The organism is Pseudomonas sp. 8AS (genome assembly GCF_902506505.1).
GTDB lineage: Bacteria > Pseudomonadota > Gammaproteobacteria > Pseudomonadales > Pseudomonadaceae > Aquipseudomonas.
On the sequence record NZ_LR733406.1, the window covers coordinates 707005 to 726965 of the forward strand.

The following is a 19961-nucleotide window of genomic DNA, read 5'->3' on the forward strand; positions in this document are numbered from 1 at the left end:
CGTGCTGCGGTGGCTGGCGCCAGCCACCGCATCCTGCCCGAGATCGCCATGGCCAGACGCCCCTACAAAGTTGCCCTCAACGGCTACGGCCGCATCGGTCGTTGCGTGCTGCGCGCCTTGCACGAGCGCGGCGCCGCGGCCGGTTTCGAGATAGTCGCGCTGAACGACCTGGCCGACCAGGCCAGCATCGAATACCTGACCCGCTTCGACTCCACCCACGGCCGCTTCCCCGGCCAGGTGCAGGTCGACGGCGATTGCCTGCACATCAATGGCGACTGCGTGAAGGTGCTACGCCAGAGCGAGCCCGAGGCCATCGATTGGGCCGCGCTGGATATCGACCTGGTGCTGGAGTGCTCCGGCGTCTACCACAGCCGCGCCGACGGCGAGCGCTTCCTCGCAGCCGGCGCACCGCGGGTGCTGTTCTCCCAGCCGATGGCCAGCGAGGCGGATATCGACGCCACCGTGGTGTTCGGCGTCAACCAGGCCTGCCTGACCGGCGCCGAGCAGCTGGTGTCGAACGCCTCCTGCACCACCAACTGCGGGGTGCCGCTGCTCAAGCTGCTGAATGAGACGGTGGGGATCGAGTACGTCTCCATCACCACCATCCACTCGGCGATGAACGACCAGCCGGTGATCGATGCCTACCACCACGAAGACCTGCGCCGCACGCGCTCGGCCTTCCAGTCGGTGATTCCGGTGTCGACCGGCCTGGCCCGTGGTATCGAACGCCTGCTGCCGGAGCTGACCGGGCGCATCCAGGCCAAGGCCATTCGTGTGCCGACGGTCAATGTGTCCTGCCTGGACATCACCCTGCAGACCGCCCGCGACACCAGTGCCGAAGAGATCAACCGGGTGCTGCGCGAAGCCGCCAGCAGTGGCCCGCTGCAAGGGCTGCTGGCCTACACCGAGCTACCCCACGCCAGCTGCGACTTCAACCATGACGCTCATTCGGCGATTGTCGACGGCAGCCAGACCCGGGTGTCCGGCCCGCGTCTGGTCAACCTGCTGGCCTGGTTCGACAACGAGTGGGGCTTTGCTAACCGCATGCTCGATGTGGCCGAACACTTTCTTTCCCTGACTACTCCTGCTCCCGAGAAGGACTGATCCTATGACCGTTCTGAAGATGACCGACCTCGACCTCGCCGGTAAGCGCGTGCTGATCCGCGAAGACCTCAACGTCCCGGTGAAGGACGGCGTGGTGAAGAGCGACGCGCGCATCCTCGCCTCCCTGCCGACCATCAAGCTGGCCCTGGAGAAGGGCGCGGCGGTCATGGTCTGCTCGCACCTGGGCCGTCCGACCGAGGGCGAGTTCACCGAGGAGAACAGCCTGGCGCCGGTCGCCGCCTACCTGTCCAAGGCCCTGGGCCGTGACGTGCCGCTGGTGGCCGACTACCTGGGCGGCGTCGACGTGCAGCCGGGCCAGGTCGTGCTGTTCGAGAACGTGCGCTTCAACAAGGGCGAGAAGAAGAACAGCGACGAGCTGGCCCAGCAGTACGCCGCCCTGTGCGACGTGTTCGTCATGGACGCCTTCGGTACCGCCCACCGCGCCGAGGGTTCGACCCACGGCGTGGCCAAGTTCGCCAAGGTCGCCTGCGCCGGCCCGCTGCTGGCGGCCGAGCTGGATGCTCTGGGCAAGGCCCTGGGTAACCCGGCCAAACCGATGGCGGCCATCGTCGCCGGCTCCAAGGTGTCGACCAAACTCGACGTACTGAACAGCCTGAGCCAGATTTGCGACCAGCTGATCGTCGGCGGCGGCATCGCCAACACCTTCCTCGCCGCCGCCGGTTTCCCGGTCGGCAAGTCGCTGTACGAAGCCGACCTGATCGACACCGCCAAGGCCATCGCGGCCAAGGTCAGCGTGCCGCTGCCGGTCGACGTGGTGGTGGCCAAGGCCTTCGCCGAAGACGCCGCAGCGACCATCAAGCTGGTGGCCGACGTGGCCGAGGACGACATGATCCTCGACATTGGCCCGCAAACTGCTGCGCAGTTCGCCGAGCTGCTGAAGTCGTCGAAGACCATCCTGTGGAACGGCCCGGTCGGCGTATTCGAATTCGACCAGTTCGGCAACGGCACCAAGGTGCTGGCCCAGGCCATCGCCGAAAGCCCGGCATTCTCCATCGCCGGCGGTGGCGACACCCTGGCCGCCATCGACAAATACGGCGTGGGCGAGCAGATCAGATATATCTCCACCGGTGGTGGCGCCTTCCTCGAGTTCGTCGAAGGCAAGGTATTGCCGGCCGTGGAAGTGCTGGAACAACGCGCCAAGGCCTGAGTGGCCCCGAATACTTGAATAGCGCCTGCCCCTGCGGCAGGCTTGCACGATTAACCCCACCGGGAGAAAGAACACCATGGCACTCATCAGCATGCGCCAGATGCTCGACCACGCCGCCGAATTCGGCTACGGCGTGCCGGCCTTCAACGTCAACAACCTCGAGCAGATGCGCGCGATCATGGAAGCGGCCGACAAGACCGATTCCCCGGTGATCGTCCAGGCTTCCGCCGGCGCCCGCAAATACGCCGGCGCGCCGTTCCTGCGCCACCTGATCCTGGCCGCCATCGAAGAATTCCCGCATATCCCGGTGTGCATGCACCAGGACCACGGCACCAGCCCGGATGTCTGCCAGCGCTCGATCCAACTGGGCTTCAGCTCGGTGATGATGGACGGCTCGCTGAAGGAAGACGGCAAGACCCCGGCCGACTACGACTACAACGTCCGCGTCACCCAGCAGACCGTGGCCTTCGCCCACGCCTGCGGCGTGTCGGTGGAAGGTGAGCTGGGTTGCCTGGGCAGCCTGGAAACCGGCATGGCCGGTGAAGAAGACGGCGTCGGCGCCGAAGGCGTGCTGGATCACAGCCAGATGCTGACCGATCCGGAAGAAGCCGCTGACTTCGTCAAGCGCACCCAGGTCGATGCCCTGGCCATCGCCATCGGCACCAGCCACGGCGCCTACAAGTTCACCAAGCCGCCGACCGGGGACATCCTCGCCATCGACCGCATCAAGGAAATCCACAAGCGCATCCCCAACACCCACCTGGTGATGCACGGCTCGAGCTCGGTACCGCAGGAGTGGCTGGCGATCATCAACCAGTACGGCGGCGACATCAAGGAAACCTACGGCGTGCCGGTCGAGGAAATCGTCGAAGGCATCAAGTACGGCGTGCGCAAGGTCAACATCGACACCGACCTGCGTCTGGCCTCCACCGGTGCCATGCGTCGCCTGATGGCCACCAACCCGAGCGAGTTCGACCCGCGCAAGTTCTTCGGCGCCACCGTCACCGCCATGCGCGACATCTGCATCGCCCGCTACGAAGCCTTCGGCACCGCCGGCAATGCCTCGAAGATCAAGCCGATCTCCCTGGAAGGCATGTTCCAGCGTTATGCCAAGGGTGAACTGACTGCCAAAGTGAACTAAGAACCAGGTTCTAAGTTACCGCGCTGTCACCAGGAGCCCCGCCATGCGGGGCTCTTGCGTATCCGGCCCGGACAAATGCCGCAAGGGTGCGCCGTGCGCACCTGGGGATTGCACGCTGCCTCGTGGTGCGCACGGCGCACCCTACGCAGCCAGCAGGAGGAAATTCATGCGTTTGCCCGCTATGGCCATGGCCTGCAGCGTGCTGCTCGGTTGTGCGCAGCAGCCCACGGCTGTCGCTCCCGTGCCAGCCACCACGCCGTTGGCGAGCGACCCGCAGCAGTGCCTGAGCCAGGTCGAGTGCACCACCAAGACCTCGCGCACCCTGCTATTCGTCTTCGACTATGCCGCCGCCGGCGGTGCTCTGGTGCAACGCCAAGAGCGCCTGCTGTTCACCCCGGCAGATGCGCCACGGGGCGAGTGGCCGGCCATCTACATCCGCCTGGCCGAACCCATGAGCGGGCGCTTCGACTTCAATGCCGAGTGCCAGGTGCCACGCTGTCGCTACAGCGCTGCGCAGCTGCTGCAGGTCTATCGTGACTATCTGGCCGGCCAGCCAGGTGACTTGTCCAAACCTGCGGGGAAGTGACGGGGCCCGGGTATCACGGCGAGCAGACCCATTGCTGGCTACTCTTGTCGTAATGGGCCGCCGTCACCCTGCGCCCGCTGTCGCTGTGTTGCAGGCAGAAGTTCTGGTAGAACGTGGCGCGATTGCCGCTCTTCAGATCGGATCCGCCCAGCATCACGCTGTACAGGCCATCCGTCAGGGGCTTGGCTGCCTGGCTTGGGTTGAAGTGCGCAATGCGCTCGCCATAGGCAATGCAGGTGTTGCTGGTGATCGGCAGTGCGTGCTCCGGGTCTGTCGCACTAATTGCCCAGTACGAGCCGGGACCAGCCCCGGTCACCTGGATGGCATGCACCACGACCTGCCCTGCATCGACCTTGAGCGTGCGGTTGAAGAACAGCCCCACTGACTTGAACTCGGTCCCACCGAAACACAGCCGATCATTGGCGATCCAGACGTTGGCGTCGCCATCGAAAAGGCGCGACATGGCCTGGCTGTTGAGACTGAACAGGCTCAGGCTGACCAGCATCAGCCATTTAGGGGAGGGCGTTGGCATTGCTGGGATCCTTGAGAAAGTCGGCTAGTACCAGGTTGTACAGGCTACGGTCACGCACTTGGCGCCCGCTATTCGATAACGCGCTGAGGCCGTTGGAGAGGGCATAGTGGTCGGCGATGATGTCGCCCTGCTGTTCCATGTTGTAGTCATGCAACTTTTTCGTGGCATCCAGGGTGTAATGGTACGGGTCGCCCAGCAGCCCCCAGAGACTGCCAGGGTGCAGCAGCATGCCATGCAGCTTGACCCAATAACCCAGCTGGTGCTGCCAGACATGAACCATCTCGTGCATGAACCAGTGCTTGTACTCATCCTGCTTGGCGCTGGAGAAGTCTTCCTGGAAATAGGCCGGGTTGAAGTAAAGCTCACCGTTGGGCGTCATCGCGGTGTTGTTCGGCTGCAGTCCGAACGGCAGGTATTCATCGCGATGCACCTTGACCTTGGTGTAGTCGATGGCGTCTTTGAAAATCGAGCGAGCCATGGCGATTTCACCGCTGGTCAGTGGGCGTGACTCGCCATCCAGGGTCACGCTATGCACGGAACTGCCGAGTTGTTGTGGATTGGTCTTCACGCCCTGGAGTTCGACGACCCGTCCGGTGCTGCTCTGCTGCCCAGTGTGCTTGGCACAGCAGGGAGCAGCATCGCTCGGTGGTTTCAGGGCTATCTGCGTAATGGTCTGGGGGCTGGTGGTTTGAATGCGCTGGGTCTTTCCTTCAGCATCGGTGGTGCCGTTAATCTGGCTGCCGTTTTCAAGAGTCAGGGTGTAAGGCAGCAGCGAATAAGGCTGGCCATTTGGCGCCTGCAGTCGCAGCTGTTCATCGAACTGAATGTTCCCCGAGTCGTCGGCGAGTAGCGCACTTGCCGTTACCGCCACGGCGGCTATCGCTCCACCAATCTGTAGCGCCCCCACCGGGCTCATCGGCGCCCCGCCGCCGGAGCTACCGACCAGCACATTGCCGGAGCCGGAGATGATCACGCCACCGTGTGCGGTGGCGCTGCCCAGGTGGGCGATCGGCATGCCGTTGATCAGGATGGTCGGGATGCCAACGGTGATGGTGTCGCCGCAGGCGGTTGCATCGCCGACCCTGGCCGCGGGCAGGTTGTTGATCAGTACATTGGGCGAACCGACCACCACCGGGTTTGGCCCGTGGCCGGGGAGGGGGCAGGCGTCGGTGTCGGATACGCGGGCGGCGGGTTTGCCGGACATGGCCAATCTCCTTATCGGCATGTGTAGGGTTGCCGACAGTGCCGCACTGCGCTTCGTGCGGCCAGCGTTGCCAGCGGTTTTTATGCGGTCGCTCACTGCCGGTGTGCAGGCTGCGCAACGAGTTGCGCAGTTTTTCTGGCGTCTCGCGCGCAGTCCTGGGCTCATGGCGGCGGCGTCGCGAGTTAAACTGGCGCCTGGTTCCCCCGCAGTGCGCCCCATGACTCCGCTCAAGTACCTCAAGGCTTATCCCCAGCAACTGCAGGATCAGGTGCAGCAGATGATCGCCGCCGGGCGCCTGGGCGATTACCTGAGCCAGCGCTACCCGCAGCACCACCAGATCCAGAGCGACAAGGCGCTGTACGGATACGTCCTCGACCTCAAGCAGCAGCACCTGCGCAGCGCGCCGGCGATCGACAAGGTGCTCTACGACAATCGTCTCGACCTGACCCACCGCGCCCTCGGCCTGCACACGGCGGTCTCCCGGGTGCAGGGCGGCAAGCTCAAGGCGAAGAAGGAGATTCGCGTGGCCGCGCTGTTCAAGGAGGCGGCGCCGGAGTTCCTGCAGATGATCGTGGTGCACGAGCTGGCGCACCTGAAGGAATACGAGCACAACAAGGCCTTCTACAAGCTCTGCGAGTACATGCTGCCGGGCTATCACCAGCTGGAGTTCGACCTGCGGGTGTACCTGACCTGGCGCGATCTGCCGAGCACATCGGACAAAAACTGAACAGTGCGGCGCAGGCCGCGACCGCCCTGGCCTGCAGCAGGTCATCCCCCTGTTATCCACAGATCCATCCCCGGCGATTGTGCGCAACTTGTTGAAGCGGATGGCTTTTCTATTTGCCGACAAGAGCGCCTGGAACTGCCCGACCAGCGCGCGTGCCGCCGCGGCCGGCGCAGGCTAAGGTGAAGACATGCAGCTGCAAGGGAAATCCCGTCACGCAGGGTCGCGTTTTGCCCGGAGGCAAGACCATGAGCAGCGTCCCGCTCAGCTTCGAACAACTGGGCAGCTACAGCCCGATGGATTTCCTCACCCCCCACTACCGCCAGCAGCTGCATGCCAGCCTGCAATACCTGCAGCGCCCGGCCGGCACCCTGCTGCTGCACAAGGGCGAGCGCTCGCTGGCGCAGTACTACCTGCTGAGCGGCAAGGTGGCGGTGGACGCCGGCCCGGCCCGGCAAACCTTCGAGGGTGGCTCGCCGCAGGCGCACATGCCGCTCAACGGCAGCCAGCCCAACCCGGCCACGGTCAGGGCGCTGACCGATGTCAGCCTGTTCGCCGTGGAGCACCAGCTGCTCGAACGGCTGCTCGGCTGGAGCCAGGAGGCGGCCTACCAGGTCAGCAGCCTCGGCGGCATGGTCGAGGAGCAGGCCGACGAGGACTGGCTGGCCCGCCTGCTGCGCACGCCGCTGTTCGGCCGCCTGGCACCGTCGCACCTGCATGCGCTGCTGGCGCGCTTCGACTATGTCGAGGTCGAGGCCGGCCAGCGCGTGGTCAGCTACGGCGAGCCCGGCGAGCATTTCTATGTGATCAAGCGCGGCCGGGCGAGCATCACCCTGCCTTCTGCCTACAGCGAGCAGCCGGCGCTGACCCTGGGCGAAGGCGACTTCTTCGGCGAGGAGGCGCTGATCAGTGGCGCGGTGCGCTCGGCCAGCGTGACCATGCTCGAGGCCGGCGAACTGGCGCGCCTGCACCGCGAGGATTTCGTCGAACTGGTGCGGCCGACGCTGATCCCGCAGATCAACCGCGACGAGCTGGCGCGCCTGAGCCAGCAGGGCAGCCGCAAGTACCTGCTGCTGGATGTGCGCCTGGCCCTGGAATACCGCCTTGGCCACCAGCCGGAGAGCCTCAACCTGCCGGTGGCCAACCTGCGCACCCACGCCGACAGCCTGGACCGCAACACCAGCTACGTGGTGACCCCGGAAGGCGGCATCCGCAGCGAGCTGGCGGTGCACCTGCTCAACCAGCTGGGCTTCGACGCCTACCTGCTCGACGAGCCGCTGGCGGCCTGAGTTGGCGGCCTCAGCGTACGCGCACGATGGTCCAGCGCTGCGCGCCGCTGCCGACCTCGTCGCCCACGCCCAGGCCGAGCAGTTGCTGACCGAGCGGCGCGCGCGGGGTGATCAGCATGATCTCGCCCTCGGCCCCCGGCAGCTTCAGGCCGGCCCCGTCCGGGCCGAGCAGCAGGCATTGCTGGCGGCCCTCGGCGCTGCGCAGGGATACCAGGGCGCCGAGCCCGATGCCCTGCGCCTCGTCGTAATCGCGCATCGCCAGGGCCTGCCAGGCCTTCAGCGCCTGGCGGATCTCCTCGACCCGGCGCGCCTGCCCGGCGGCCAGGTACGCGGCCTCCAGGCCGAGGGTGTCGTACTTGTTCTCGGCGATGTTCTCCTCGTGCGTGGCCGCCTCGTGGGCGGTCTGCGCGGCGCGGATGGCCAGGGCCAGGTCGGCCTCCAGGTGCGCGCACACCTGTTGTTGCAGCAGGGTCTTGTCCATGATCGGCAGGGCTGTGAGCGGGCGTGCAGGTTAACAGGCCGCGCGGGTCGGGGTCTTGCGCCTGCGAGTTCGGCTAAACTGCGAAGACCTGTCGCGAGGTTGTCCCGATGGCCCATTTTCCTTGGCGCCGCCTGCTGTGCGGGCTGGCCCTGTGCTTCGCCGGTGCCGTGGCGGCCGCCCCGCTGCAGCTGTACACCGAGGAATACCCGCCGCTGAACTTCAGCCGCGACGGCCAGCCGACCGGCCTGGGCGTCGAGGTGGTGGAGGAGATCCTGCGGCGTACCGGCCAGCAGGCGCGAATCAGCATCGTGCCCTGGGCGCGGGGCTACCAGGTCGCGCAGGTCGAGGCCAATAGCGGGCTGTTCGTGACCATGCGCACCGCCGAGCGCGAGCACCTGTTCAAGTGGGTCGGGCCGATCATCGTCGGGGTCACCAGTTTCTATGCGCTCAAGGGGTCCGGCCTACACATCGCCAGCCTGGAGGACGCGCGCCAGGCCGGCATCATCGCCGCGCCCCGCCAGTGGTACAGCTACCAGACGCTGCAGGCCAGGGGGCTGCCCAACCTGTACGGGGTGATGGGGCCGAAGCAGATGATGACCATGCTGCGCCACCGCCGCGTGCCGCTGGTGGTGGCCGACAATGTGACCCTGGAAAGCCTGCTGGCCCTCGGCGAACTCAAGCCGGAGGATGTCGAGCTGCTCTACAGCTTCCTGCGTACCTACGCCTACATCGCCTTCTCCCCGAGCACCGATGATGCGCTGATCGCCGAGTGGCAGGGCGCCCTCGACCAGATGAAGGCCGATGGCACTTTCGCGGCGATCTACCAGCGCTGGCTGCCGGGGCAGGAAATGCCGGACTAGCCGTCAGGCCGGGCTGCTCTCGTGCAGCTGCACGCGGTTGCGCCCGGCGGCCTTGGCCACATACATGGCGGCGTCGGCGCGGCGGATCAGCAGGGTGCCGCTGTCCTCGCCGCAGCTGAGGACGATGCCGATGCTGGCGCCGACCTGCACGCTCAGCTGCTCCAGCTCGATGGGCCGGCGCAGCTGTTCGAGAATCCGCAGCGCCACCTGTTCGGCCTGCTCGGGCGAGCTGACGGTCTCGCAGACCAGAACGAACTCGTCGCCGCCCAGGCGCGCCGGCAGGTCGGTTTCGCGCGCGCATTTCTGCAGGCGGCGGGCGATCTCGGCGAGCACCTGGTCGCCGAGGGCATGGCCGTGCTGGTCGTTGATCGGCTTGAAGCCGTCGAGGTCGATCAGCATCACCGCCAGCAGCTCCTGGCGCCGGTGCGAGCGGCGGATGGCCAGCTCCAGCTGGGCCTGCAGGGCGGTGCGGTTGGCCAGGCCGGTGAGCGGGTCCTTCATGGCCAGGCCGCGCAGGCGCTGGTTGGCGTCTTCCAGGGCCTCGGTGCGTTCGGCCACGCGCTGCTCCAGCTGTTTCTCGTGCTGCTGCAGGGCCTGTTCCTTCTGCCGCTTGAGCTCGTTGAAGCGCGCGGCGAGGGCGAAGGACAGCAGGATCATCTCCAGCGACGAGCCGATCTGCATGGCGTAGATGGTGAAGAAGTTCGACGGGATCAGGGCGAAGTTGCGCAGCGCCAGCAGCAGCGCGCCGCCGAGCAGCATGCTCCAGGCCAGGGCGAAGATGCCGGCGCCGGGCACGCGGTTCTTCAGGCAGACGAAGGCGGTGGCGAGCAGGCTCAGGCACATGGCGATGCCGGAAACCGACATGGTCTGCAGGGCCAGCTGCACCGGCAGCAGCAGGGTGGCCAGGGCGCAGCCGGCGACGATGACGAAGGCCAGGCGCAGCCAGCGGTCGCCGCGCGGCAGCCACTGCCGGGTGTCGAGGAAGCTGCGGGCGAAGAGGATGCCGATGGCGGCCGCGGCGCTGATGCCGAATGGCAGGGCGCGGTTGGTCCACCAGCCGGCCTGCGGCCAGAGGAACTGCGCGCCGAAGCCGTTGAGGCCGAGGATGCCGATGGCGAACACGCCGACGAACAGCACGTAGTAGAAGAACGGGCGCTCGCGCAGGGCCAGGAACAGCAGCAGGTTGTAGCAGCCGAGGGCCAGCAGGGTGCCGCCGTAGAGCGCCTGCACCACATAGCCCTGGAGGCTGTGCTGCTCGTGGGCGGTGCGCGAATAGAGGGTGGCGCCGAGGGTCATGCTGCCCTCGGAGCTGGCGCGCAGGTACAGGGTGCGGCGCTCGCCGGGCTGCAGGTGCAGGTCGAACACCGGGTTGCGGTTGCCGACGCTGCGCTGGGCGAAGGGCAGCATGTCGCCGGCCTGGCTGTGGCGCACGCCGTCTGCGCCGACATCGTAGAGGTCGACCCGATCCAGCGAGGGGTAGGCGATTTCCAGGCGCCAGTCGCGCGCCTGGCTGGCGGCGGACTCGACCTGCAGGCGCAGCCAGATGGCGCCGTGGACATAGCCGAAGCCCAGGTCGCGACGCGTCGCACTGCTGCGAAAAACCTCGGGGCGGGCGAGCAGGGCCGGCAGTTGCAGCCGGCCTGCCGGGTCGGCGAGGTAGTCGACCCGGCCGTGCAGGTCCTCGGGCGGGCTGTCGTCGTGCAACACCAGGGCGGCCCGGGCCGGCGCCGCCAGCACGCCCAGCAGCAGGGCGAACAGGATCAGCAGGGGCAGCGAAGGACAGTGACGGGCGCCAGGCATCGGATGACTCGGTTTGCTGCGCCGCGCGGCGCCATCCGCCAATAGTGGCAGAGTGCCAATATGGCTGCCCAGCCTTGCCTCACGTTTTTCAGGACTTTTGTTCGGCGGGGGCGTTTCCGCCTCTGGCGTAGGGCGCTCCGGAAAGCCCGCAGGTTGGCCCTGATGCGCAGGATGCAGCCTACGCAAGGTCCGCTTTGCTCTGTCAGACGAACTGCGCCGCCGCATGGGCCGAGGCCCAGGCCCACTGGAAGTTGAAGCCGCCGAGGTGGCCGGTGACGTCCAGCACCTCGCCGATGAAGTACAGCCCCGGCGATTTCAGCGACTCCATGGTCTTCGACGACACCTCGCGGGTGTCCACCCCGCCGAGGGTGACTTCGGCGGTGCGGTAGCCCTCGGTGCCGGCCGGGACCAGCGTCCACTCGGCCAGGTGCGCGGCCACCGCATTGAGCTCGGCCGGGGTGTACTGCTTGAGCGGCTTGGAGACGAACCACTGTTCAGCCAGCAGGTTGGCCATCTTCTTGGTGAACAGCTCGGCGAGCAGGGTCTTCAGTTCGGTATTCGGCCGTTCGCGCTGCTGCTCGGCCAGCCACTCGGGCAGGTCGATATGCGGCAGCAGGTTGATCTGCACGCTGTCGCCCGGCTGCCAGTAGGAGGAGATCTGCAGGATCGCCGGGCCGCTGAGGCCGCGGTGGGTGAACAGGATGTTCTCCTTGAAGCTCTGCCCGTTGCAGCTCACCACGCAATCCTCCACCGAGGTGCCGGACAGCTCCGTACACAGCTCTTTCAGCTGCGGCTCGGTGATGGTGAAGGGCACCAGGCCGGCGCGGGTCGGCAGCAGCTGGTGGCCGAACTGGCGCGCCACCTGGTAGCCGAAGCCCGTGGCGCCGAGGGTGGGGATGGACAGGCCGCCGGTGGCGATCACCAGCGACTCGCAGTCGAAGCTGCCGGCGCTGGTGAGCAGGCGGTAGCCGGCCTCAAGCTTGTCGATCTGCTGGATGCTGGTGTCCAGGCGCAGGTCGACGCCGGCCTGGTCGCACTCGGTCAGCAGCAGGGTGAGGATGTCGCTGGCCTTGCGGTCGCAGAACAGCTGGCCGAGTTTCTTCTCGTGGTAGGGCACGTCGTGCTTGACCACCAGTTCGACGAAGTCCCACTGGCTGTAGCGGGCCAGGGCCGACTTGCAGAAGTGCGGGTTGGCGGAGAGGAAGTTGCCCGGCTCGCTGTACATGTTGGTGAAGTTGCAGCGCCCGCCGCCGGACATGAGGATCTTCTTGCCCGGCTTGTTGGCGTGGTCGAGCAGCAGCACCCGGCGCCCGCGCGCGCCCGCTTGGGCGGCGCACATCAGGCCGGCGGCGCCGGCGCCGATGATGATGACCGGGAAGAAGGACACGGCAGAACCTCGGTTGATCGAAGAAGGCGCGCATTCTAGCGGAAAGCGCCGGCGGGCTTGTGGGCGGTCGTCGGCGCGGCTGGTAGCCCGGACTGAAGTCCGGGCTACAGGGCCTGCAAGTCAGGCGGTCTTGGCCTGTGCCGTCTCCGGCTGCCGTTGCTGCAGGTGGGCGAGCAGGGTGCGCAGCGGGGCCAGCTGGCGGCAGATCAGGCCCAGCTGCACCTGCACCAGGCGGTGGCCTTCGTCCATTTCCTCGGGCAACTGCTCCAGTTCCTCGGCCAGGGCCTGGTCGGTCTCGCTGTACACCGCCACCGGGCGGTTGTCGCGCAGGCAGCCGGCGATGTCTTCGAGGGTCGCGCTGATATGCGCCACGGCGCGGTCGTGCAGGGCGTCGCTGGCATCGTCGGCCAGGCTTTCGCGGTGGGCGCCGAGGCCAGACAGGTAGCTGAGCAGGGTGTGCGACAGGACCAGGAAGCGGAAGCCGGTCTCGGCGTCCTTCCGGAAGTGGCCGGGCTCCATCAGCATGTTGGACAGGGTGGTCGACAGCGCCGCGTCGGCGTTGTGCGCGTTGCGCCGGGCCAGGCGATAGCTCAGGTCGTCGCGCTTGCCGGACTCGTACTGCTGCATGATCTGCAGCAGGTAGCGGCCGTTGCTGCTCAGGGTGTTGGCCAGCACCTGGTTGAGCTTGCGTCCCTGCCAGTCCGGCAGGATGAAGAACACCGCCAGGCCGGCGATCAGCGTGCCCAGCAGGGTATCCACCAGGCGCGGCCAGATCAGCGCGTAACCGTCGCTGACCTGGTTGAAGCACAGCACCACCACCAGGGTCATGGCGCTGGTGGCCAGGGTGTAGCGGTCGACCCGGTTGGTGAAGAACACCACCCCGGCGACCACGGCGAACAGCGACTGCAGCAGCGCCTCGGGGAACAGGCTGATCAGCGCCCAGCCCGCGACCAGGCCGAGCACGGTGCCGCCGACCCGCTGCACCAGGCGCAGGCGGGTGGCGCCGTAGCTGGGCCGGCAGACGAACAGGGTGGTCAGCAGGATCCAGTAGCCCTGCTGCGGGTGCACCCAGTGCAGCAGGCCGTAGCCGGCGGCCAGGGCCACCGACAGGCGCACGGCATGGCGGAACACCAGCGAGGTCGGCGAGAAGTGCAGGCGCAGGCGCTCGAAGGCGTCCTTCAGGCTCTGCGGCGAACGGTCGAGCAGGCTGCTGTCCTGCTCGTCGGCCAGGGCGTCCGGGTTGCTGGCGCTGGCCAGCTTGCGCTCCAGGGTGGCCAGGTTGCCGGCCAGGGCGTTCAACGAGCGCAGCAGGCGGCGCCAGGCCGGGTTGTTCTGCTCGCGCAGGTAGGTCATCGAGGTGTCGAGGTCGGCCATGGCCTGGCTGTTGTCGTTGTAGTCGAACGGCTGGCGCATGCGGATGGCCGTGCCGAGGGCCTGGCAGGCCTTGCCCTGCTGGCTGATCAGGCGGCCGCAGCGGAACATCACGTCGCTGTGGAAGAAGGCCTCGGCCAGGGCGTTGTACGGGTAGTGCGAGGAGCTGGCGCGCTCGTGGATGTCCTGGGCGATGAAGTACAGCTTGAGGTAGCGGTTGGTCTTCTGCCCGCTGCGCTTGCGGCTCATGCGGTTGAGGATGATCTCCTTGGCCTGGTTCAGCGCGCTGACCACCCGGCCGTTTTGCTGCGCCAGCTGCAGGCGCCGCCCCTCCACGTCGAGCTGACGCAGCGGCTCGAACAGCGAGGCCTTCAGGCGCAGGTAGGCGCCCAGCTCGATGAACACCCGCGCCAGCGCCTGCTGCACCGGCTGCTGGCTGAACAGCACGCTCCAGATCACCCCGAGCAGGCCGTACCAGGCGGCGCCGGCGATCAGCAGCAGCGGCTCCTGCCAGAAGCTGCCCAGGGCGCCGCCGCGGTGTTCCAGGCCGATGGCCGTGTAGATCGCCAGGATCAGGGTGGCCGAGGCCACCGCCGCATAGCGCTCGCCGATGCCGCCGAGCAGGGTCATGGCGAAGGCCGCCAGGGCCAGGCCGGCGCCGAACAGCCAGGGGTAGGGGAACAGCAGCTGCACCGCGGTGGCGGTGGCGGTGAAGCAGGCCAGGGTCACCAGCAGCGCCTGCAGGCGGCCGCGCCAGTGGTCGTCGCTCTCGGCCAGGGCGCTGGCGATGCAGCCGAGGAACAGCGGGATGACGAAGGCGATGCGGTCCAGGTACCAGCACAGCGCCATGGAGCCGGCCAGGGCGATGAACACGCGGATCCCGTAGGTGAACTTTTCGCGCGCCCACAGGCTGCGCAGGGTCAGATTCAGCGATGAAGGCATGGGCGAACGGCTACCCGCCGGGTGATCGAACAGTGGATGGGGTCACAGGGGAAAGACGGTGGCTGGCGGCGACGAGGCACCATTCTAGCGACCGCTCGGCTAAAAATGGCAGCCGCTTGTGGGCGCTGATCGGCCGCCGGCGCAGGCGCGGATTTAGCCGCGCGCTGCCCGGCTGCGGGAACCGGGGCTGGCCCGGCAACTCAGTTGTGCAGGGTGCGCCCGCGGCCGCTGCGCTTGGCCTGGTAGAGGCGGATGTCGGCCTGGTGCAGCAGGCTTTCCAGGTCGTCCGGGGCGCCGTGGTAGATCCCGGCGCTGAACGACAGCGGCGGCGCGCCCGCGGCGTATCTGAGCTGGGCGCAGGTGCCGCGCAGCTGGTCGAGGCCGGCCGCCAGGCCGGGGCCGTCGAGGTGGCTGACCAGGGCGAACTCCTCGCCGCCGAGGCGGCCGAGCAGGGTGTCGGGCAAGGCCTCGCGCAGGCAGCGGGCGAAGCCGACCAGGGCGGTGTCGCCGCTGGCGTGGCCGTACTCGTCGTTGATCGCCTTGAACAGGTCCAGGTCGAGCATCGCCACGCTGAGCGGCTGGCCGCCACGCTGGGCCTGCAGGAACAGCTGCTCGCCCTGTTCGTAGAAGGCGCGGCGGTTGTACAGGCCGGTCAGCGAGTCGAACAGCGCCGCCTGCTTCAGCGCATGCAGCATGTCGCGCCGTTCCAGGGTCGACATCACCCGGCAGTTGAGCTCTTCCGGGCAGAACGGCTTGCGCAGGAAGTCGTCGGCGCCGTGCTTGATGAACTTGGCGCTGAGCGAGCCTTTGGCGTCGGCGGACAGGCCGAGGATGATCAGCTCGTGGCGCCGCATCTTCTGCCGCAGCAGCTTGACCAGGTCGAAGCCGCTGATGCCCGGCATGCTGTGGTCGACCAGGAACAGGTCGATGTCCGGCTGCTCGTGGAGGATGCGCAGCGCCTCGTTGCCGTCCTCGGCATCGATGATCTGGTACTGGTGCGGGCTGAGCACGCGGCGGATGAAGTGGCGGGTGGCCTCCGAGTCCTCGGCGACCAGGATCTTCACCTGGCTGTTGCGCTCCAGGCGGTGCAGCAGGCGGAAGGCGAACTCGTAGGAGTGCTGGCTCTCCTTGAGCACGTAGTCGACCACGCCCTTGAGCAGCAGCTCGTCGCGGCGCTGTTCGTTGTACGAGCCGGACAGCACGATGCAGGGCAGGTGGTAGTGCAGCACCAGGTCGACGATCTCACCATCCGGCGCATCCGGCAGGTTGAGGTCGACGATGGCGGCGAAGAACAGGCTCGCCGAGGTTTCCAGCAGCACCTGGGCCTCCGCCAGGGAGGCGCAGAACAGCGGCTGCAGCTGGGGTTCCTGGCGGAACAGGTGTTCGAGGATCTTCAGCACCAGCGGGCTGTCTTCGACTACCAGGATATTGCGCACGACGACCTCCATGACGACAGCTGGCGATGATGGCACAACGCCGCCCATCGAGGCACGCGACCCATTGTCCTAGCGCCTGTTTAGGATCGCGCCAGCACGGGTAAAGGCTGTCTAAAGCACGCGTACGCGCAGCGAGCGGCCCTTGATCTTGCCTTCGCCGAGGCGCTTGAGCGCCTGCTTGGCGATGCCGCGCTCCACGGCGACATAGGCCTGGTAATCGAAGATGGCGATCTTGCCGACCTGGGCGCCGGGGATGCCGGCCTCGCCGGTGAGGGCGCCGAGGATGTCGCCGGGACGCACCTTGTCCTTGCGTCCGCCGGCGATGCACAGGGTGACCATCGGCGGCTGCAGCGGCTCGCCGCCCTTGGCCTTGAGGCTGCCCAGCGGCTGCCAGTTCAGCGGGCTCTTCTGCAGGGTCTCGATGGCCTGGGCACGATGGCCTTCGGCCGGGGCCACCAGGCTCATGGCCAGGCCCTTGGCGCCGGCGCGGCCGGTACGGCCAACCCGGTGGACATGGATTTCCGCATCACGCGCCAGTTCGACGTTGATCACCATGTCCAGGGCGTCGATATCCAGGCCGCGGGCCGCCACGTCGGTGGCCACCAGCACCGACAGGCTGCGGTTGGCGAACATCGCCAGCACCTGGTCGCGGTCGCGCTGCTCCAGGTCGCCATTCAGCGCGGCGGCGGAAATGCCGTGGGCCGTCAGGTGTTCGACCAGTTCCTGGCACTGCTGCTTGGTGAAGCAGAAGGCCACGCAGGATTCCGGACGGTAGCTGGCGAGCAGCCTGAGCACGGCGTCCATGCGCTGCTCCGGGGCGATCTCGTAGAAGCGCTGTTCGATCTGCGCATCGTCGTGCAGGGCCTCGACCTTGACCTGCTGCGGGTCGCGCATGAAGCTCGCGCTGAGCTGCTTGATGCCCGCCGGGTAGGTGGCGGAAAACAGCAGGGTCTGCCGCTTGGCCGGGGTCTGGTTGATGATCTCGGCGATGCTGTCGTAGAAGCCCATGTCGAGCATGCGGTCGGCTTCGTCGAGGACCAGGGTGTTGAGGCCATCGAGCTTGAGGGTGCCCTTCTTCAGGTGCTCCTGGATGCGCCCCGGGGTGCCGACTATGACGTGGGCGCCGTGCTCCAGCGAGCCGATCTGCGGGCCGAACGGCACGCCGCCGCAGAGGGTGAGGATCTTGATGTTGCCCCCGGCGCGGGCCAGGCGGCGCAGCTCCTTGGCCACCTGGTCGGCCAGCTCGCGGGTCGGGCACAGCACCAGCGCCTGGCAGCCGAAGAAGCGCGGGTTGAGCGGCGCCAGCAGGCCGATGCCGAAGGCCGCGGTCTTGCCGCTGCCGGTCTTGGCCTGGGCGATCAGGTCCTGGCCCTTGAGGATCACCGGCAGGCTCTGGGCCTGGATCGGCGTCATCTCGGCATAGCCGAGGGCGTCGAGGTTGGCCAGGGTGGCGGCGGAAAGGGGCAAGGAAGCGAAGGCGGTGTTCACGGCGGGGACCTGCAAATAGGAATGCCGCGCAGTGTATCAGGCGTGGCCGGCGCTGCCCCGCGGGAAATCCGCCGCGGCCTGCCGTGCGTCGCCCGGCGCCTGCGCCGGGATATCTCTTCAGGCCTGGGGCTTCGGGGACCTCGAGGAACTCTGGTCGGGCCTCCCGGCGCGCAAGGGTTCGCATTTCGACTGAAGCGCGTGGCGGATTGACCTGTGCGCGGCGCTGCGGCACCGTTGCCGGCAACAGCCCTTGCCCGCACGGACGCCATGTCGCACATCCTGATAGTCGAAGACGAAGCGGCGATCGCCGATACCCTCATCTATGCCCTGCAGGCCGAAGGCTATGCGACCACCTGGCTGCCACTGGCCGAGGCAGCCCTGGCGTTCCAGCAGCGCAGCCCGGCGGATCTGCTGATCCTCGATGTCGGCCTGCCCGACATCAGCGGCTTCGAGGCCTGCAAGCGCCTGCGGCGCTTCTCCGAGGTGCCGGTGATCTTCCTCACCGCGCGCGACGCCGAGATCGACCGGGTGGTCGGCCTGGAGATCGGCGCCGACGACTACGTGGTCAAGCCGTTCAGCCCGCGCGAGGTGGCGGCGCGGGTCAAGGCCATCCTCAAGCGCATGGCACCGCGCGCCGTCGAGCCGGCCAGTGCGCCGCGCGGGCCGTTCCTGCTGGATGAGACGCGGGTGCAGATCCACTACCACGGCCAGTTGCTCGGCCTGACCCGTCACGAGTTCCGCCTGCTGCAGACCCTGCTCGGCCAGCCGGAGCGGGTGTTCTCCCGCGAGCAGCTGCTCGATGGCGTCGGCGTGGCGGCGGATGCCGGCTACGAGCGCAATATCGACAGCCACATCAAGAGCCTGCGCGCCAAGCTGCGCCAGGTGGCCGCCGATGCCGAACCGATCCAGACCCATCGCGGCCTGGGCTACAGCCTGAGGCTGGTCTGATGCCGCTCGGCGTCCGCATCTTCCTGGTGTATTTCCTCTTCGTCGGCCTGGCCGGCTGGTTCGTGCTGAGCACGGTGATGGACGAGATCCGCCCCGGGGTACGGCAGAGCACCGAGGAAACCCTGGTCGACACCGCCAACCTGCTGGCCGAGATCCTGCGCGACGAGGTCAAGGCCGGCAGCCTGGCGCAGAGCCGCCTGCCCGCGCTGCTCAAGGCCTACGGCCAGCGCCAGCCGCAGGCGCAGATCTGGGGCGTGGAGAAGAGCGCGGTGAACCACCGCATCTATGTCACCGACGCCCGCGGCATCGTCCTGCTCGACTCCAGCGGGGTGGCCCTGGGTCAGGACTACTCGCGCTGGAACGATGTCTACCTGACCCTGCGCGGCCAGTACGGCGCCCGCTCGACCCGCGAGGACCCGGCCGACGAGGACAGCTCGGTGATGTACGTGGCCGCGCCGATCAGGGATGGCCAGCGGATCATCGGCGTGGTCTCGGTGGCCAAGCCGAACAAGTCGCTGCAGCCCTATATCGAGCGCTCCCAGCGCCGCCTCGGCTGGCTCGGCGCCGGCCTGATCGGCCTCGGCCTGCTGATCGGCGGGCTGCTGTCCTGGTGGCTCAGCGGCTCGCTGCGCAAGCTCACCCGCTACGCCCAGGCGGTCAGCCAGGGCCAGCGCGCCGAGCTGCCGGCCCTGCGCGGCGGCGAACTGACCCAGCTGGCCAGCGCGGTGCAGAAGATGCGCACCGAGCTGGAGGGCAAGGCCTATGTCGAACAGTACGTGCACACCCTGACCCACGAGCTGAAGAGCCCGCTGGCGGCCATCCGCGGCGCCGCCGAGCTGCTCGAAGGCGAGATGCCGGCCGAGCAGCGCCAGCGGTTCGTGGCCAATATCGCCAGCGAGGGCGCACGCCTGCAGCAACTGATCGAGCGCCTGCTCAACCTGGCCCTGGTCGAACAGCGCCAGGGCCTGGAGGAGCGCGTGCCGGTGGCCCTGCGCGAGCTGGTCGAGGAGCTGCTGCGCGGCCAGGCGGCGCGCATCGAGGCGGCCGGCCTGCAGACGGACAACCGCATCGCCGCCGGGCTGGCGGTCAGCGGCGAGCGTTTCCTGCTGCGCCAGGCCATCGCCAACCTGCTGGAGAACGCCCTCGACTTCACCCCGCCCGGCGGCCTGCTGCAGTTCAGCGCCGAGCTGCAGGACGGCCGCCTGGCGCTGCGCCTGTACAACCAGGGTCCTGCCATTCCCGAGTACGCGCTGACGCGCCTGACCGAGCGTTTCTACTCGTTGCCGCGCCCGGCCAGCGGGCGCAAGAGCACCGGCCTGGGGCTGAATTTCGTGCAGGAAGTGGCCCAGCTGCACGACGGCCAATTGCACGTCGGCAATGTCGACGGCGGGGTGGTCGTGAGCCTGCTGCTGCCGCCGGCCTAGCCGGCCGGGTCGTTCGGCGAGTCGGCGAGTCGGCGGCGGGCGGGGGTCGTGGAATGGCGCCGGCTCTGCTACAACA

17 protein-coding genes are annotated in these 19961 nt (G+C 67.6%); 9 read left to right on the top strand and 8 right to left on the bottom strand.

Annotated features, from left to right (window positions below):
- Positions 1 to 48 precede the first annotated feature (48 nt).
- From epd to GV001_RS03215, 4 genes are all read left to right on the top strand, one after another.
- Positions 49 to 1104, top strand: a complete 1056-nt coding sequence (gene epd, locus GV001_RS03200; RefSeq protein WP_160078058.1) for an erythrose-4-phosphate dehydrogenase — start codon at positions 49 to 51, stop codon at positions 1102 to 1104.
- A 4-nt stretch (positions 1105 to 1108) separates the two neighbouring features.
- Positions 1109 to 2272, top strand: a complete 1164-nt coding sequence (locus GV001_RS03205) for a phosphoglycerate kinase (RefSeq protein ID WP_160078060.1) — start codon at positions 1109 to 1111, stop codon at positions 2270 to 2272.
- A 76-nt stretch (positions 2273 to 2348) separates the two neighbouring features.
- A complete protein-coding gene (fba, locus tag GV001_RS03210) occupies positions 2349 to 3413 on the top strand; it encodes a class II fructose-bisphosphate aldolase (RefSeq protein ID WP_160078062.1) in 1065 nt (354 codons plus the stop codon).
- 166 nt (positions 3414 to 3579) lie between these two features.
- Positions 3580 to 3999, top strand: coding sequence for a hypothetical protein (locus GV001_RS03215; RefSeq protein WP_160078064.1), 420 nt, complete (start codon positions 3580 to 3582; stop codon positions 3997 to 3999).
- Between the two features lie 13 nt (positions 4000 to 4012).
- On the opposite strand, the gene GV001_RS03220 is transcribed toward GV001_RS03215, so the two are convergent.
- Both GV001_RS03220 and GV001_RS03225 read right to left on the bottom strand, forming a co-directional pair.
- On the bottom strand, positions 4013 to 4531 hold the full coding sequence (locus GV001_RS03220; protein WP_160078066.1) for a hypothetical protein: 519 nt from the start codon (positions 4529 to 4531) through the stop codon (positions 4013 to 4015).
- Complete coding sequence (locus tag GV001_RS03225; protein ID WP_160078068.1) at positions 4512 to 5735, bottom strand: PAAR domain-containing protein; 1224 nt, start codon at positions 5733 to 5735, stop codon at positions 4512 to 4514. Before GV001_RS03225 ends, GV001_RS03220 begins: the two co-directional genes overlap by 20 nt.
- A gap of 217 nt (positions 5736 to 5952) precedes the next feature.
- Here GV001_RS03225 and GV001_RS03230 point away from each other — a divergent pair, with 217 nt between their 5' ends.
- Together GV001_RS03230 and GV001_RS03235 are read left to right on the top strand one after the other, a co-directional pair.
- Positions 5953 to 6462: a YgjP-like metallopeptidase domain-containing protein gene (locus GV001_RS03230; protein WP_160078070.1), complete on the top strand. Its 510-nt coding sequence runs from the start codon at positions 5953 to 5955 to the stop codon at positions 6460 to 6462.
- A gap of 245 nt (positions 6463 to 6707) precedes the next feature.
- Positions 6708 to 7748, top strand: a complete 1041-nt coding sequence (locus tag GV001_RS03235) for a cyclic nucleotide-binding domain-containing protein (protein ID WP_160078072.1) — start codon at positions 6708 to 6710, stop codon at positions 7746 to 7748.
- Positions 7749 to 7758: 10 nt separating this feature from the next.
- On the opposite strand, the gene GV001_RS03240 is transcribed toward GV001_RS03235, so the two are convergent.
- A complete protein-coding gene (locus GV001_RS03240) occupies positions 7759 to 8229 on the bottom strand; it encodes a transcription elongation factor GreAB (RefSeq protein ID WP_160078074.1) in 471 nt (156 codons plus the stop codon).
- Between the two features lie 107 nt (positions 8230 to 8336).
- Here GV001_RS03240 and GV001_RS03245 point away from each other — a divergent pair, with 107 nt between their 5' ends.
- Positions 8337 to 9089, top strand: a complete 753-nt coding sequence (locus GV001_RS03245; protein WP_160078076.1) for an ABC transporter substrate-binding protein — start codon at positions 8337 to 8339, stop codon at positions 9087 to 9089.
- Between the two features lie 3 nt (positions 9090 to 9092).
- On the opposite strand, the gene GV001_RS03250 is transcribed toward GV001_RS03245, so the two are convergent.
- From GV001_RS03250 to dbpA, 5 genes are all read right to left on the bottom strand, one after another.
- Positions 9093 to 10889, bottom strand: a complete 1797-nt coding sequence (locus tag GV001_RS03250) for a diguanylate cyclase (protein WP_160078078.1) — start codon at positions 10887 to 10889, stop codon at positions 9093 to 9095.
- 202 nt (positions 10890 to 11091) lie between these two features.
- A complete protein-coding gene (locus GV001_RS03255) occupies positions 11092 to 12276 on the bottom strand; it encodes an NAD(P)/FAD-dependent oxidoreductase (protein ID WP_178091796.1) in 1185 nt (394 codons plus the stop codon).
- Between the two features lie 120 nt (positions 12277 to 12396).
- On the bottom strand, positions 12397 to 14589 hold the full coding sequence (gene yccS, locus GV001_RS03260) for a YccS family putative transporter (protein WP_160078080.1): 2193 nt from the start codon (positions 14587 to 14589) through the stop codon (positions 12397 to 12399).
- Positions 14590 to 14789: 200 nt separating this feature from the next.
- The gene (locus tag GV001_RS03265) at positions 14790 to 16025 is read right to left on the bottom strand and encodes a diguanylate cyclase domain-containing protein (protein WP_160078089.1); all 1236 of its coding nucleotides are present in this window, start codon (positions 16023 to 16025) and stop codon (positions 14790 to 14792) included.
- 111 nt (positions 16026 to 16136) lie between these two features.
- A complete protein-coding gene (gene dbpA / locus GV001_RS03270; RefSeq protein WP_160078091.1) occupies positions 16137 to 17513 on the bottom strand; it encodes an ATP-dependent RNA helicase DbpA in 1377 nt (458 codons plus the stop codon).
- A gap of 267 nt (positions 17514 to 17780) precedes the next feature.
- Between dbpA and creB the strand changes: the two genes are divergently transcribed.
- Positions 17781 to 18461 (top strand): two-component system response regulator CreB, encoded by a 681-nt coding sequence (gene creB, locus GV001_RS03275; protein WP_160078093.1) that lies wholly within the window; start codon positions 17781 to 17783, stop codon positions 18459 to 18461.
- On the top strand, positions 18461 to 19885 hold the full coding sequence (gene creC, locus GV001_RS03280) for a two-component system sensor histidine kinase CreC (RefSeq protein ID WP_160078095.1): 1425 nt from the start codon (positions 18461 to 18463) through the stop codon (positions 19883 to 19885). The genes creB and creC overlap by 1 nt, the downstream gene beginning before the upstream one ends.
- The last annotated feature ends 76 nt before the right edge of the window (positions 19886 to 19961 follow it).